Origin of the sequence: Azospirillum lipoferum (assembly GCF_024170005.1) — a bacterium.
Classification (GTDB): Bacteria; Pseudomonadota; Alphaproteobacteria; order Azospirillales; family Azospirillaceae; genus Azospirillum; species Azospirillum lipoferum.
The window spans coordinates 192,311-207,384 of record NZ_JALJXJ010000002.1 but is presented as its reverse complement, the minus strand read 5'-3'; the positions used below and the strand labels follow the sequence as shown (position 1 = coordinate 207,384).

The 15,074-nt window shown below is 68.7% G+C and carries 13 protein-coding genes; 11 read left to right on the top strand and 2 right to left on the bottom strand.

The features are described 5' to 3' along the window. Positions 1–17 precede the first annotated feature (17 nt). The 5 genes from fabG (at position 18) to J2848_RS04835 (ending at position 4,027) form a co-directional block, all read left to right on the top strand. Positions 18–755, top strand: coding sequence for a 3-oxoacyl-[acyl-carrier-protein] reductase (gene fabG, locus J2848_RS04855; protein ID WP_149230204.1), 738 nt, complete (start codon positions 18–20; stop codon positions 753–755). Between the two features lie 188 nt (positions 756–943). Next, positions 944–1,183, top strand: a complete 240-nt coding sequence (locus tag J2848_RS04850) for an acyl carrier protein (RefSeq protein WP_014247969.1) — start codon at positions 944–946, stop codon at positions 1,181–1,183. 127 nt (positions 1,184–1,310) lie between these two features. Continuing rightward, positions 1,311–2,573: a beta-ketoacyl-ACP synthase II gene (gene fabF / locus J2848_RS04845; RefSeq protein ID WP_149230205.1), complete on the top strand. Its 1,263-nt coding sequence runs from the start codon at positions 1,311–1,313 to the stop codon at positions 2,571–2,573. A 49-nt stretch (positions 2,574–2,622) separates the two neighbouring features. Beyond that, positions 2,623–3,630 (top strand): endolytic transglycosylase MltG, encoded by a 1,008-nt coding sequence (mltG, locus tag J2848_RS04840; protein WP_149230206.1) that lies wholly within the window; start codon positions 2,623–2,625, stop codon positions 3,628–3,630. A 94-nt stretch (positions 3,631–3,724) separates the two neighbouring features. Further along, positions 3,725–4,027, top strand: coding sequence for a DUF2934 domain-containing protein (locus J2848_RS04835; RefSeq protein ID WP_246193709.1), 303 nt, complete (start codon positions 3,725–3,727; stop codon positions 4,025–4,027). A 23-nt stretch (positions 4,028–4,050) separates the two neighbouring features. Here the strand turns inward: J2848_RS04835 and J2848_RS04830 are convergent, their stop codons facing one another. Further along, positions 4,051–4,290, bottom strand: a complete 240-nt coding sequence (locus J2848_RS04830) for a hypothetical protein (RefSeq protein WP_149230208.1) — start codon at positions 4,288–4,290, stop codon at positions 4,051–4,053. A 247-nt stretch (positions 4,291–4,537) separates the two neighbouring features. Continuing rightward, a complete protein-coding gene (locus tag J2848_RS04825) occupies positions 4,538–6,532 on the bottom strand; it encodes a methyl-accepting chemotaxis protein (protein ID WP_149230209.1) in 1,995 nt (664 codons plus the stop codon). A gap of 217 nt (positions 6,533–6,749) precedes the next feature. On the opposite strand from J2848_RS04825, the gene J2848_RS04820 reads away from it, so the two are divergent. From J2848_RS04820 to J2848_RS04795, 6 genes are read left to right on the top strand one after another with little or no spacing between them, the layout of a single operon-like run. Then, positions 6,750–7,967: a methyl-accepting chemotaxis protein gene (locus tag J2848_RS04820; RefSeq protein WP_149230210.1), complete on the top strand. Its 1,218-nt coding sequence runs from the start codon at positions 6,750–6,752 to the stop codon at positions 7,965–7,967. Then, positions 7,964–8,875, top strand: a complete 912-nt coding sequence (locus tag J2848_RS04815) for a CheR family methyltransferase (protein ID WP_149230211.1) — start codon at positions 7,964–7,966, stop codon at positions 8,873–8,875. The genes J2848_RS04820 and J2848_RS04815 overlap by 4 nt, the downstream gene beginning before the upstream one ends. Beyond that, complete coding sequence (locus J2848_RS04810; protein WP_149230212.1) at positions 8,872–10,302, top strand: chemotaxis protein CheW; 1,431 nt, start codon at positions 8,872–8,874, stop codon at positions 10,300–10,302. The genes J2848_RS04815 and J2848_RS04810 overlap by 4 nt, the downstream gene beginning before the upstream one ends. After that, complete coding sequence (gene cheB, locus J2848_RS04805; protein WP_149230213.1) at positions 10,299–11,378, top strand: chemotaxis-specific protein-glutamate methyltransferase CheB; 1,080 nt, start codon at positions 10,299–10,301, stop codon at positions 11,376–11,378. The genes J2848_RS04810 and cheB overlap by 4 nt, the downstream gene beginning before the upstream one ends. Before the next feature lie 56 nt (positions 11,379–11,434). Further along, complete coding sequence (locus J2848_RS04800; RefSeq protein WP_149230214.1) at positions 11,435–11,857, top strand: response regulator; 423 nt, start codon at positions 11,435–11,437, stop codon at positions 11,855–11,857. A 52-nt stretch (positions 11,858–11,909) separates the two neighbouring features. Continuing rightward, on the top strand, positions 11,910–14,849 hold the full coding sequence (locus J2848_RS04795) for an ATP-binding protein (protein WP_149230215.1): 2,940 nt from the start codon (positions 11,910–11,912) through the stop codon (positions 14,847–14,849). The last annotated feature ends 225 nt before the right edge of the window (positions 14,850–15,074 follow it).

Below are 15,074 nucleotides of genomic sequence, written 5' to 3'. Positions count from 1 at the left end.
GCCTCGTGAGGCCATCCATGTTTGACCTGACCGGCAAGTCGGCCCTCGTCACCGGCGCGTCCGGCGGCATCGGCGCGTCGATCGCCCGTGCGCTGCATGCCCAGGGCGCTGCCGTTGCGCTGTCCGGTACCCGCGTCGCCCCGCTGGAGGCTCTGGCCGCCGAACTGGGAGAGCGCGCCTTCGTCGTGCCCGGCAACCTGTCCGAGGCCGCGGCAACCGAGCAGCTGTTCAAGGACGCCGAGGCGGCGTTGGGCAAGATCGACATCCTCGTCAACAATGCCGGCCTGACCCGCGACCAGATCGCGATGCGGCTGAAGGACGAGGACTGGCAGTCGGTCATCGACGTGAACCTGACGGCGGCCTTCCGCCTGTCGCGGGCCGCCATGCGCGGCATGATGAAGCGCCGCTGGGGCCGCATCGTCAACATCACGTCGGTCGTCGGCGTCACCGGCAATCCGGGGCAGGCCAACTACGCCGCGTCGAAGGCCGGTCTGATCGGCATGTCGAAGTCGCTGGCGGCCGAGTTGGCCTCGCGTAATATCACTGTCAACTGCGTCGCGCCGGGCTTCATCGCCACGGCCATGACCGACGCCCTGAACGACGAGCAGAAGCAGAAGCTGCTCCCCGCCATACCGGCCGGCCGCATGGGCCAGTCGGACGAGATCGCCGCCGGGGTCGTGTACCTCGCGAGCGAGGAAGCCGCCTACGTCACCGGCCAGACGCTGCATATCAACGGCGGCATGGCCATGATCTGATGAGGATCGGACGGGGCGGCATCGCCACGTGTGAAGAACGGCGCCAACCAGGTTCCCTCGCGGGTGCTGGTCAAGGCTGCTGAAATGTGTTATCGGACGGGGCTTTTCGCGGCAGGACGGCACGTTCTTCGCGTGTTGCTCCGACCGGATTATCCCGAGCGGTTTCAAGGATTGGAAGGTCTTAAAAGATGAGCGACATCGCCGAGCGCGTGAAGAAGATCGTTGTGGACCACCTGGGTGTCGAGGAGTCGAAGGTGGTGGAGAACGCCTCCTTCATCGACGATCTGGGCGCCGACAGCCTCGACACCGTCGAGCTGGTCATGGCCTTCGAGGAAGAGTTCGGTGTCGAGATTCCGGACGACGCCGCGGAGAAGATCCTGTCGGTGAAGGACGCTATCGACTTCATCAAGGCCAACGCCGCCGCCTGATCGGGCCGCGGGCATTGAGCCCCCGAGGGCCAGGCGAACCGCATTTGCGACACCAGCAGCGCGGGGCCTGGCCGTCGACGACCAGATCGTCGACAGAATATTCGAGGAAAGGTCAAGGAACAGCCTCATGAGACGTGTCGTCGTCACCGGCCTCGGTATGGTCACGCCGCTCGGCGTCGGCCACTCGCTGAACTGGGAGCGGCTGATTTCCGCAACGTCGGGAATCCGCGGCATCACGGGGTTCGACGCTTCGGACTTGGCCTCCAAGGTCGCCGGGCAGGTTCCGCGTGGAGCGGGTGAGGGCGAATTCAACGCCGACACCTTCGTTTCGCCGAAGGACCAGCGCAAGATGGATGACTTCATCGTCTTCGCCATCGCCGCGGCGCAGGAAGCAATCAAGGATTCGGGTTGGGCTCCCCAGACCGATGAAGAGCGTGAGCGGACCGGCGTCATGGTCGGCTCGGGCATCGGCGGCCTTCCGGGCATCGCCGACGGCGCCGTGACCCTGCACGAAAAGGGTCCGCGTCGCCTGTCGCCCTTTTTCATCCCGGCCTGCCTGATCAATCTGGCCTCCGGCCACATTTCGATCCAGCACGGCTTCAAGGGCCCCAACCATGCGGTCGTCACTGCCTGCTCGACTGGCGCGCACGCCATCGGCGACGCTGCCCGTCTGATCATGTGGGACGATGCCGACGTCATGGTCGCCGGCGGCACTGAGGCGGCGGTCAGTCGTCTCGGCGTCGGCGGTTTCGCCGCCATGCGTGCTCTGTCCACCAACTTCAATGACACGCCCGAAAAGGCCTCGCGTCCCTATGACAAGGACCGCGACGGTTTTGTCATCGGCGAGGGTGCCGGTGTCGTGGTGCTGGAGGAGCTGGAGCACGCGAAGAAGCGCGGCGCCACCATCTATGCCGAGGTCGTCGGTTACGGCCTGTCGGGCGACGCCTACCACATCTCCGCCCCGGCGGAGGACGGCAATGGCGGTTTCCGCGCCATGAAAGGCGCGCTGAAGCGCGCCGGCATGAACCCGTCCGATATCGACTACGTCAACGCCCACGGCACCTCCACGCCGCTTGGCGACGAGATCGAGCTGGGTGCGGTGAAGCGCCTGTTCGGCGACGCCATGGATACCTTGGCGATGTCCTCTACCAAGTCGGCCATCGGACATCTGCTGGGGGCCGCCGGTGCGGTCGAGGCGATCTACTCGATCAAGGCGATCAACCACGGCATCGTGCCGCCTACGTTGAATCTCGAAAACCCGTCCGAGAGCTGCATGGGCGTCAATCTGGTGCCGAAGGTGGCGCAGGAACGCCGTGTGCGCGCCGCGCTGTCGAACTCGTTCGGGTTCGGCGGTACCAACGCGTCGCTGGTGTTCAAGGAATTCGCGTAAGCGAAGTGCCACACCCGCGTTGCGGTCTATGGTCTTCAAGAGGTGAGCGATGGGCTGGGGTCTCCGAATTTTCGCGGGGACACTGGCCCTCGCGGTTGGTGCAGCGGGCGGAATTGGCCTCTGGGGCTATCAGCGCTATTCAGCCCCCGGACCGTTGGAGCAATCCGAAACGGTTGTCATCCCGCGCGGCAGCGGGTTGGAGGCCATCGCCATCACGCTGAGCGACTCCAGCGTGATCGGCTCGCCGCTGGTGTTCGTCGCCGCGGCCAAGCTGACCGGCACTTTCCGTGAGTTGAAGGCCGGCGAATACCAGTTCCCCGCAGGCATCAGCATCGAAGGTGTTCTGGAGCAGATGCGCCAGGGCCGCACCGTCGTTCACCGCTTCACCGTGCCGGAAGGGCTGACCTCGGCCCAGGTCGTGGCGCTGCTTGCCCGGGAAACCGGCCTGACCGGAGAGATTCCGAGGTCGCCGAAGGAAGGCTCTCTGCTGCCGGAGACCTACCATTTCGCCTATGGCGATAGCCGCGCCGCCCTGGTCGAGCGGATGCAGACGGCGATGACCCAGGTGTTGGCGGAGGCCTGGAAGAACCGCGACCAGAACCTGCCCTTCGAGACACCGCAGCAGGCCCTGACCTTGGCTTCCATTGTCGAGAAGGAAACGGGCATCGCCGCGGAGCGGCCGCGGGTCGCGGGAGTCTTTGTCAACCGGCTGGAAGCCGGCATAAAGCTTCAGTCGGACCCGACGGTGATCTACGCACTGACCGACGGCAGCGGCGAGCTTGGGCGGGCACTGACCCGCAATGACTGGAAGTTCGAGTCGCCCTACAACACCTATGTCGCGACCGGCCTGCCGCCGGGGCCGATTGCCAATCCAGGCAAAGCATCGATCCAGGCGGTTATGAAGCCGGAACGGCACGAGTTCCTGTATTTCGTCGCCGACGGCACCGGCGGCCACGTCTTCGCCAAGTCGCTGGCGGACCACAACCGCAATGTCACCAAATGGCGCGAGGTCCAGCAAAGCCGGCAGCCCGAGCACGGCGAAACGTCATCGGAGTGACGGCCGATAACGATCTGCTTGGTTGCGCGCATTTTAGGAATTCGGCAGTCTTTGCATCGCAGCAAATCCGACCACCATTCCCTGGGGAGATGTGATGAGCGTGGATGTCGAACAACGCATCCGTGACCGCGCCTATGCGATCTGGCTGAATGAGGGATGCCCCCACGGCCGCGATGCCGACCACTGGCTCCAGGCCGAGCGCGCGATTCTTGCCGAAGCGGTTGCCATTCCCGACCGTGCGCCGGTCGTCGCCGTGGTGAAGGCTCCGCGCAAGACCACCAATGCCAAGCCGCGCACGGCGGCGAAGCCGGCTGAGGCGGAAGCCGCATCCACCGGTCCTTCGGCCCAGCCCCCGAAAGCGCGCAAGCCGCGGACCCGAAAGCCGGTCACCGCCTGATCGGGCGCGGAAGGCCCCCGGGGTCAGGCGGCGTTCGAGGCCTGCGGCAGTTGCAGGTTGGAGACGACCATCACCCCGGCGGTCGTGCCGTAGGACTTGCGGGCGGCGCGCAGGGCTTCCAGCGCTTCCATCAGGCTTTCTTCGGCAAAGCCCGGGGCCAGACCGGCCAGTTCCCGCTCCGTCAAGTCGATGAAGGCATCCAGCAGGCGCGCGTGGATGCGGCTGGCCAGGCGGACTTCATCGGCGACCTTCTGTGCGGGCATGGGGAACTCCCTCGGTGTCGTGTGGGTCTAGTGTTCAGTGGAGCGTCTTCTCGGGATCGAGCGTTCCCGCTGGCCGATTAGGCGTGGAATAGGGTTAAAAGAACTTTAAATGCGAGATAATCCCGGCTGGGATTAAGAATTACCACTTCAGAGCTTGGCATCCGGTGATGATGCGCGACCGCCGGCCGCTCCGGAAATGCCTCCCGCACTTGGTGCCCCTCCAGGAACTTCAGCGAACGGCCAAGCTTCAGCTGGCTTGGAAGCGTGACACCTGACGCCGCGTCTCGTCGGCCAGCCGCGAGAGATGGACCATGGTCGCGGCGATCTCCTCCGACGCGGCGGCGTTCTTGGAGGCGACGGTGCGCACGCTTTCGACCGAGCGTTCGATCTCGCGGACGGAGGCCTGCTGTTCCTCCATGGCGACCGCCACCGACTGGAAGGCACCGTCGATGCGGTCGACCCGCTCGGCCAGACCGTCCATCCGGCGCCGCGCCTGTTCGGTGACCATCTTACCCTCTTCGGCGAGTGCCGCGGCGGCCTCGATGATCTCGGCGATCTGACGGGCGCTTTCCACCGCGTTGTCGGCGAGCTTGCCGACCTCCTCGGCCACCACCTCGAAGCCCTTGCCCTGTTCCCCGGCCCGGGCGGCTTCGATCGAGGCGTTGACCGAGAGGATGTTGGTCTTCACGGCGATCTGGGTGATGGCCTCGGTGATGCGGCCGATGCGGCGGCTGTTCTCGGCAATGGTCTGCGAGACCCGCAGCAGCCGCGCCATGTCCGCCCGCCCGCCATCGGCGAAGTCGGCGGCATCCTTCACCATCTCGGAGGTGTCGCGCGTGCTGTCGGTGACATGGGCGATGGCGCGGGCCGACTGGCCGACCGCCGTCGCCACCTGATCCAGATCGTCGGTCTGTTCCGATGCGCCGTCCGATACATGGGCGATGGCGGTGCTGGCCTGTCCGGCGGCGACGGCGACCTGGGTCGCCTGTTCGCCGATGGTGCGGAAGGCCGCACCGGTTTCCTGCAACAGCGCCACCATCTCGCCATAAGCCCCATGGAAAGCCAGCGCCTTTTCAGCCTCCACAGCCTCCACCGGCTTGCCCGACAGCCTGTGCATTTCGCCATGCAGTCCATGCAGAACCTGGATGACGGTGGCGACGGCACGGCCGATGGAGCCCAACTCGTCCTGCCGGCCGGTTCCGGGCACCGCGACTGTCAGGTCGCCTTCCGACAGGCGCTGCACCGCCGTGGTGGTGGCGGCGATGGGACCGGTCAGGCTGCGGGCGATCAGGATCGACAGAATCGTACCGGCGGCCAGCGCGCCGAGCGCGCCGCTCCACAGCAGCATCACCGCGCGCGACCGCCCGGCCTCCCGCTCCGCCGTCTGGGCGGCCACCAACTGCGTCACCTGATCGTTGACGACCCTGGCGGCATCGCGCATGGCGTCACGGGCGGCATTGCGCCGGACGACGATGTCGGCGACCAGCAGGAACTCGGTCTCCACCCCCATGATGGAGGCGGTCAGCTTCTCCGATTCGCGCAGGGAGTCGGTATCGTTGGCGGCTTTGCGCACATCGCTGACGATGCCGAGCAGCCGGTCGATGCTCGCGCTGAGCGAATTGCGGCCGGAACCGCCATGGTCGATCAGGAATTGCTGCACGTCCAGCAGGGCACCGCGGGTCTCCTGGATCAGCCGCCCGGCGATGGTCACCAGCATGGCCGAGGATTCCAGCGCCGTCATCGCGGCACGGTCGCCGGGATCGGCCTTCACCCGGGCCAGCGCATCGGCATAGCGCGCCGACTGGTCTTGCGTCAGCGTCTGGGCGATCACCAGCAGGGCCGCGGTCTGCTTGCGCAGCTTCGCCAGACTGGCGAAGCGGTCGACCTCAAGCCCCACCACCTCGTCGAAGGATTTGCGGTAGGCGGCCAGCTTCTCCAGAGCCTCCCTCAGCGTGTCGGGCGGCACGGCATGATTGGGCAAGGCCAGCAGCGCCTCGGCTTCGCTCTTCATCTGTTCGGTTAATTGCCGCACCCGCCGGCTGGCGGAGGGGTCGACGTCCAGCAGATAGCGCGCCTCCTCCTGCCGGGCGCTGTATAGCAGCGTGTCCAGGCGGGCGGTCTGGGCGGCGATCTCCACCTGCGAGGCGTAGGTGTTCAGCCCGCTCCAGCCGACGACGGCGACGGCGAGCGTCAGCAACAGGACGGCGGCGAAACCCAGGGCGATGCGGGTGGCGATCGACATGCCGGTGGAGGTCCAATCAAGGCCGCCGCGAAGGGCGGTGCCGGGTTGAGCGGATGGGCGGACGGCGAATGCCGCACGCGAAGGGCGGCATCCCGGGCCATATGCCGGAATCACCTTGCTTCGGTTGGGGTGCATCCGGCAAGTCATAAGGGTGGCATGCGGTCTCCGCGGGGTGTCGCGGGGTGCCGCTGGTCGTTCCTAAGGAGCCTGTACTGCGATGTCCCTGCCGGCCAGCTTGCGGATCCTTCCCCGTTTCGGGACAGCCGTCCTTCTGCCCACTGCCGCGGCGCTGCTTCCCCTTCTGCTGCCGCGCGCCATTCCCGACATCACGGCATCGACCGTGTGGCTCGCCACGGGTGGGGCGCTTGTCCTGGGGCTGCTGATCGGTTGTGTTCTGGCGCTCGATCTGTCCGACGCGATAGGGCGGCTGGCGGCGGCGGCTGGCCAGCTCGCCGATGGCAAACCGGGTGATCTGTCCGCGCTGACCGTCCGTGGTGACGAGGCCGGGAGCGTCGCCGCAGCCCTCGATCGCATTGCCCAGACCCAGGACAGGCTCCATGCCGCCCTGCGCCGCCTGACCCAGGAGGGGGAGGCGGAGAGCATAGCACCGGCCGTCCCACCTCTCCCCGGCCGCTATGGCGAGATGGTGGCACTGGTGGAGGACGCCCGTGCGTCCTTCCGCCATATCGGCCAGCAGGCTGCCCAGGTCGCCGTCGCCGCCGGGCAGGCCAGCACCGCGGTGTCGCAGGTCGCTGACGGCGCGGCCATCCAGACCGAGGATCTTGACCGGGTGGTCAACGCGGTCGGCCGCTCCGTCCGCGCCATCGCCGATGTCACCGACAGCACCCGCGCCGCCTCCGACATGGTGCGCGTCACCGCCGGCTTCGCCGACCGCGGCAAGGCGGAGATGGCGCGGCTGGTCCGCGTCTCCCAGACCATCGGTGACAACAGCCGCCGCATCGGCCGCATCACCGAGGCCATCACCCAGATCGCCGTGAAGACCAACATCCTCTCGGTCAACGCCTCGATCGAAGCCGCCCGGGCCGGCGAGCAGGGCAAGGGCTTCGAGGTGGTGGCCGAGGAGGTCGGCAAGCTCGCCGACAACGCGGTGGAGAGCGCCCGCCAGATCGCCGAGATCGTCGAGGCCGCCGCCGCGATGGCGGAGGAGGGCATGACCGCCACGGCCGAGGTGGTGCAGATGATGGACGGCATCGCCGAGCGGGTGACCCAGATCGACCGCATGGTCCAGTCGGTGGCCGCCGCCATGGCAAGCCAGCAGGACCACATTGTCGAGATCGAATCGAACGTCGGCAACATCCGCACCGTCGCCTCCAAGAACGCCGCCGCATCGGAGGAGATCACGGCGACAATGGTCCACCTGTCCCGGCTGGCCGACGACACGCGGCGGCTGGCCGAACGCTTCCGGGCGTCGTGACCGGCGTCGCCGCTCCTCCGCCGACGGGGTCGGATGGCCCGCTGTACGATCTGGTGCGGCGGCTGCTGGACGACGTCCGGCGCAAGGCCGGTATCCGCCATGACCGTCCGCTGGAACGCAAGCTGGCGCGCATCCTGGCGGCGATGCCGCTGGCGGTTCTGGAGCAGTGGGTGGCGCAGATCGAAGGGGCGCCGGCCGACAGCCCGGACTGGCTGAGCCTGATCGAGAATCTGACGATCCACGAAACCTATTTCTTTCGCGACCTGCCCCACCACGTCCACCTTCGCCGACATCTGCTGCCCCGCCTGATCGCGGAGCGCGGCACCACCCGAACGCTGCGGCTGTGGAGCGCCGGCTGCGCCACCGGGGAGGAGGCCTACGGCCTTGCCATCGTGACGCTGGAGGCGCTGGCCGACGCCGGGCAGGCGCGCCGCACCGCCCATGGTCTGGAATCCGACTGGACCATCGGGATCCTCGGCACCGACCTCAGCCGCATTGCCGTGCGGCAGGCCACCAACGCCTGTTACGGCGGCGAGGGGCTCGGCCCCTTCCGCGAGATGCCGGCCGAGTATGAAGGCTGGTTCATGCCGCTCGGCCCCGAGGCGCCGCTGCATCGCCGGGTCCGTGACGATGCCCGCCGGGTCGTGCGCTTCGCCCGCCACAATCTGATGGACGGGGCTCTGCCGGACGGCGCGCCGGCCGGCGGTTTCGACCTCGTGTCCTGCCGCAACGTCATGATCTATTTCGACGACGACAGCCGCGAACGGGCGCTCTCCCTGCTGACCGCAGCGGTGGCGCCGGGCGGCTGGCTGGTGCTCGGCACCACCGACCGGCTCGATGACAGCCATGGCTTCGCCCGCCACCGCGGCGACCGCGCGCTCGCCTACCGGCGGGGAGGGGGGGCATGAGGCCCTGCGGATATCTCACCTTCGACATTGCCGGCACGCCCTTCGCCGTCGCCGCCGATCGGGTGGAGGAGGTGGCGGAGCCGACCGGCACCACCCGGCTGCCCTTCTCCCCGCCGCAGGTGGAGGGGCTGGCGAATGTCGCCGGCCGCATCCTGCCGGTGCTGGACGTCACCGGTTATCCCTCGCTGCGTCTGGCCTGGGGGGGAGGGCGGCGCGGCGGCCTGCTGATCGTGCTGCGCGCCGGAACCGGGTTGCTGGCACTCCGCGCCGGCCGTATCGGCGGCACCCTGACGGCGGAACGGGTGACCCTGTCCGCGGCGGAGCCAGAGGATGGCGGGACGCCGGTGGCTGGCCGGCTGCACCACGGCGAGCGGTTCCTGCGCCTGCTCGACCCCGATCTGATGCTGCTCGGACGTGGCGCCGCGCTTGCCGCTCCGGGACTTATGGATGCCGACGCGCTGACCGGCGGCGCTGCCGATCCGCCCGACCCATCGCGCGAGCGCTCCAGCATCCGCCTGCTGTTGGTGGAGGCTGCCGGCCGGCCCCAGGCGCTGGAGATGGCTGATCTGCTGCTGGTCTTCCCCGTCGGCGACCTGCGCCCCTTGCCCCATGCGCCATCGCTGGTCCGCGGCGTGGCGCGGGTGCAGAAGCGGTCGATCCTGGTCACCGACCCTCTCGGCGCCGGTGACCGGCCCAACGGTTACGCCGTCGTCCTGCGGACCCGCCGGGGGCCGGTTGGTGTGCGCGTAGACGGTGTGCGCGGCGTGGTGCGCGTGCCGCTGGACCGCCTGCGTGCGGGAGAGGCCGGGGCACCGGCCCGGATTGTGGATTATGATGGCACTTGGCTCGACGTGAGGAGCGTGGCGCGCATGCTGGGCGATCAACTCGACGACATCGGCCGTTTCGTGCCGGACGGCGGCGATCCCGACGACGATCTGGCGGAAAGCCGCCTGCCGCGCCGCTTCTACCGCCGCTTTCTCACCCTGGTGGTGGAGGCGCGCATCTATGCGCTGGAATTCGAAAAGGTTCGCCGTGTCGTCGAAGTTGGCGACCGGCTGCGCCTGCCGAAGGGGGCGGAGAGCTTCGACGGGCTGACCGACGTGGACGGCCGTATCCTGCCGGTCCTCGATCTGCGCCGTCTGCTGTCGCGTGGGCCCATCGGCGCCACCCCCGCCACGCCCGGCATCGCCATCCTGGTGGAGATCGAAGGCGGCGCCGTGGCGGTGATCGCCGATGAGGTTCAGCGCATCCGCAAGATCGCCACCGAGGACGTCGACCCGCTGTCCGACCGCCTGACCGCGGCCGTCATCCGACTGGACCACGCCCTGATCCCGGTGCTGCGGCCTGAGGGGCTGACCGCCGCCGCGACCGACGGCACCAGGGCTCTTCCCGCCGGGACGCCACCGGCAGGGATTGCCGCGCCATGACCGATCCGCGCATCCGCCTGCTGGTGGTCGACGACAGCAATTTCGTCCGCATCGCGCTCCGCAAGATGCTGGAGCCGGCCGCGGACATCGAGATCGTCGGCGAGGCGCGCAACGGTGCCGAGGCGTTGCGCCTTTCGCGCAAACTGAAGCCGCATGTGGTCGCGATGGACCTGAACATGCCGATCATGGACGGCATCGAATCGGTCCAGGCGATTGCCGCGGAGAAGGGGCCGCCCTGCATCATGGTCTCCAACGAAACGTCGGAGGGGGCAGCCGCCACCATCCGCGCGCTGGAGACCGGGGCGGTCGATTTCGTCTGCAAGAACAGCTCCTTCATCACCTTCGACATGGCGTCGATCGAACGCCAGCTGACCGAGAAGGTGCGCCATTGGGGCCGCTGGCGCATGGCCCAGACCGGGGAGTGCGCCGCCGACCCCGGTCCGGCTCCAGCCGTCGCAGCGATGCCCGAATCGCTTCCGCAACCGCGTCCCGCCGTCCGCGGCCACCGCCCCGACCTCGTGGTCGTCGGCGTGTCCACCGGCGGGCCGGTGGCATTGGTGGAACTGCTCGGCACGCTGGGGCCATTGCCCTGTCCGCTGGTGGTGGCGCAGCACATGCCGGCCAGCTTCACCGCCGGCTTCGCCGCTTCGCTCGCCCGCTCTCTCGGCCGGCCGGTTGGGGAGGGCGCCGACGGGGATACGCTCGACCCGGCCGCCGTCACCATCCTGCGTGGCGGCAGCGATTGGACGGTGCGCCGCAGTATTTCCGGCCGCTTCACCCTGCATGCGGCCGATCCGGCCGGCGCCATCTACCACCCCTCGGCCGACCGCCTCTTCCGCAGCGCTGCCGAGGCCGCGGAGTCGCCGGTCGCTGTGATCCTCACCGGGATGGGCGACGACGGCAGCGCCGGCTCATCCGCCTTTTCGGAGCGCCGCTTTCCCGTTCTGGTGCAGGATCCGGCAACCTGTGCGGTCGACGGCATGCCAAGGGCGGCAATCCGCGCCGGCACCGCCACGGAGGTGTTGCCGGTTGCGTCAATCGCCCGCAAGCTGAACGCCCTCTTCACACTCTCTTGATAGTCAAGCAGAACCCGATAGCCGACAGGCGCTGCAAACATAGGAAGTTTTCACCCATGGCGAAGCCGACGATCCTGCTGGTCGATGACTCGGTGCTGATGCGCACCATCATCGGCGACATCGTGCGCGCGGACGACGAGCTGTCCCTCGTCGGCGCGGCCGAAAACGGCAAGGTGGCTCTGGAAATGGTCAAGAGCCTGAAGCCCGACATCGTCCTGCTCGACATCGAGATGCCGGAGATGTCGGGGCTGGAGGTGATGGAACATCTGTCGCTGATGTCGCGCGCCAAGGTCATCATCATCTCCTCCGTCGCCCAGGTCGGCTCGCCCGAAGCGAACGAGGCCCGCGCGCTGGGGGCGGTGGAGATCATCGCCAAGCCGTCCGGCACCATGAGCCTCGACCTCGCCCATAAGAAGGGCCACGACATCGTCGCCGCCATCCGCCGTGCCGCCGGCTTGGCCCCGCCTGCCAAGCCCTGACTTTCCGGTTCGGCACCTCCTCTCCAGAGCGGTGACCCTTGAACGGTGATCCATGAGCAGCGAACTGATCGAGACCCTGTGGCGGCAGTTCGGCGTCGAGGCCGGCGAGCATTTCGACCTGCTGGAAAAGCTGCTGTCCGCCACCTCCGGCGACGGGCCGGAGGCGGAGCGGATCGCAGCCCTGTTCCGCTCCTTTCATTCGCTGAAAGGCGCTGCCCGCGCCATGGATCTCTTCGCCATGGAGGCGGTGGCGCACCGGGCGGAGACCATCCTCGGCCGCGTGCGCACCGGCGCGATGGCCCTGACGGAGGAGGTCGCCGCGCCGCTGCTGGAGGCGCTGGACGCGCTGCGCGGGCTTGCCGACTCCGGAATGCGCGACCGCCGCGACGGGCAGGCGCCGGCCGACCTGCTGGCGCGGCTCGACCTGCTGGGCGGTGAGGCACCTGCCACCAGGCACGCTCCCGCTCCGCCGCCACCGCCGGTGCGCCTGCACGAGAACGAGCGGATGCTCGGCCTGTTCGTCGGGCTGCTGCACGACGGCATGGCGACGCTGACCCGCGCGCTCGACCTCGACAGCCTGGACGAGGAGGGTACCCGCAGCGTCGACGATACCGCCGACCGGTTGGAGCTGGCTTGCGAACGGCTGAACTTCCTGCCCTTCGCCGACACGCTGCGCCGTTTCCGCGAGGCGCTGGCCGCCCGCGATGCCGACGCCATCCTGCGCGAGCTTCAGTCCGTCGCCACCGCCAGCGCCCGCATCGGCCGGCTGACGGGCAAGGATGCCGGTGCGGCGATCCTGGCGACCCTGCTGGCCGACCACAACGCCCAGGTCCTGGCCCAGGGCAGTACCCGCGCCGATGCGCTGTTGGCCGACCCGGCGGCGCTGTCTGATGCGTCCGCCGCTGCCGAGTTGGCCGGGCTGCTCGACCGCATGGCGGCGACGCTGGACATCGTCCGGCTGCCGCGCGGCTCCGCCCTGCTGCGGGTGCTGGCCGACGTGATGCGCCGGGCTGCCCCCGCCGACCATGCCGACTGGCCGGTCCTGCTGGCCGACGCCCGCACCGCACTCGCCGATCTGACGGTGCGGGCGGCGCGTGAACCGGCCGAAGACCTCGACGCCGACGGCGTGGACGCACTGGAAGGGCGCCTGCGCACCTTTGTCGACGTGGTTTCCGCCGAGCGGGAGGCCGGGGAGGCGCGCAGGCCGCTGACCGTCGAGGAGCTGTCGTCCCTCGGTCTCGATTCCGGCCTTCTGCGTTTCCTGTCGCCCGACAGCACCGCCGATCTGCGCGCCGCCATCGCCGACCCCGAGATGCGGCTCTACGAGGTCACCGCCTTCCTGGAAACCTCGCCGGAGGTGGCATCCGGCTTCGTCCAGTGGATGGGCAGCAAGGTGCGCGCCATCACCAACTGGCCGGAGTTCATCGACGGCAAGACCTGGCTGCGCGTGCTGATCGCTTCGCCGCAGGAGCTTTCGGCCCTGGCCGATGCCCTGGCCGGCATCGACCCCGGCGGCGGCTTCCTGCGCATCCGCGCCTGCGCGCCGTCCGACCCGGTCGACGAAGGCGTAGAGCCGATCGTGGCCGATACAATGCCGCCGGACGCACCCTCCCTGCCGGTGGTGCAGTCCGCCGGCCCTCCAGTTGCAACACCCACCGCTCCGCCACCCGCCAATCCACCCGTCCGTCCGGCGGCGTCCACCGGGGGCGGCGTGTTGCGTGTGCCCGGCGAGGTGATCGACCGGTTCATGGCCCGCATCGATGGCATGGTCCTGCTGTCCGGCGACCTGAACGCCACCGCCAACGATCTGCGGCTGGAAAGTGCGCTGGCATCCCTGACCGAGCGGCTCGGTGCCGGCGACCCCGACCTGCGCGCCCTCCGCGAAGCGGTGGAGCATCACCGTCGCGACCTGCTCGACCTCGACACCCAGCTCAGCCGCTCCGTCGACCGCTTGCGCGAGGCGGCGCTGGATCTGCGAGTCGTCCCCATCGAAACCCTGTTCAACCAGTTCCCCCGTGTCGTGCGCGAACTGGCACGGGTGCAGGGCAAGTCGGTGCGCTTCGCTACCGAGGGCGGCGAGGTGCGCATCGACAAGAGCATGGTGGAGATGCTCTACGATCCGCTGATGCACATGGTGCGCAACGCCATCGACCACGGCATCGAACCCCCCGCCGACCGCGAGGCCGCCGGCAAGCCGGCACAGGCGACGCTGTCCCTGCGCGCCATCCAGCGCAACAGCCGCGTGGTGGTGGAGATCGCCGAAGACGGCCGCGGCATCGCGACGGAGGCAGTGCGCGCCAAGGCGGTGCGCCAGGGCCTGATCGGGGAGGAGGACAGCCTCCGCCTGTCGGCGGATGCCGTGCGCGAGTTCATCTTCGCCCCCGGCTTCTCAACCGCCGAAACGGTGACCGAAACCTCGGGCCGCGGCGTCGGCATGGATGTGGTGCGCAACGCCATCACCCGGCTGGGCGGCAGCATCGCCATCCGCACGCGGGAAGGGGCGGGCACCGCCTTCGCCATTGACCTGCCGCTGTCGGCTGCGATCCTGCGCACCCTGCTGGTCCAGGTCGACGATCAGGTCCTGGCGATTCCCGACCGCTTCGTCGAGGAGGTCTGCGGCTTCACCGCCGATGACTTCCACCGCGTTTCCGGCTGCTGGACGGTCATGCGCCGCAAGCGGGTTCTGCCGGTGGTCCGCCTCGCCGACGCCCTCGGCTTCCCCGCCGAGGGGGACTGGCCGCCGTCGGGTCCCGGCCAGCGCTTGGTCGTCGTTCTGCGCCAGGGCAGCCGTCGCATCGGGCTGGAGATCGACAAGCTCCTGCGCCGCGGCGACCTGTTCGTCCGCGAAAGCCACCCCGGCCTTGCCGAGGTGCCCGGTGTCGGCGGCGTCTCCCTTCTGAATGACGGCCGCATAGTCATCATCCTGGACGGCGACGAACTCTATCGCCTCGCCGCGGTGGCCCAGCGGCGGGAGGCCGACGCGCCGGCCTGATGCACCCGTTCGTCCCGGCCAGTTCATGAAGGGGAATTCATGGTTGAGTCAGGTTGGGGACAGGGCCGCCGGGCTAATGTCCTTCTTGTGACGCGGTCGGGCCAGCCCCCCTGAAACACCGGCCGGTCACGAGTGAGCGTCTTCTTATCTGGTGTCTCTTCCCGATGGTTCCCTGCCATCGGACTTGACCGTCCGGTTCTCCCGTTTGCCTCCGGACGGTACCTA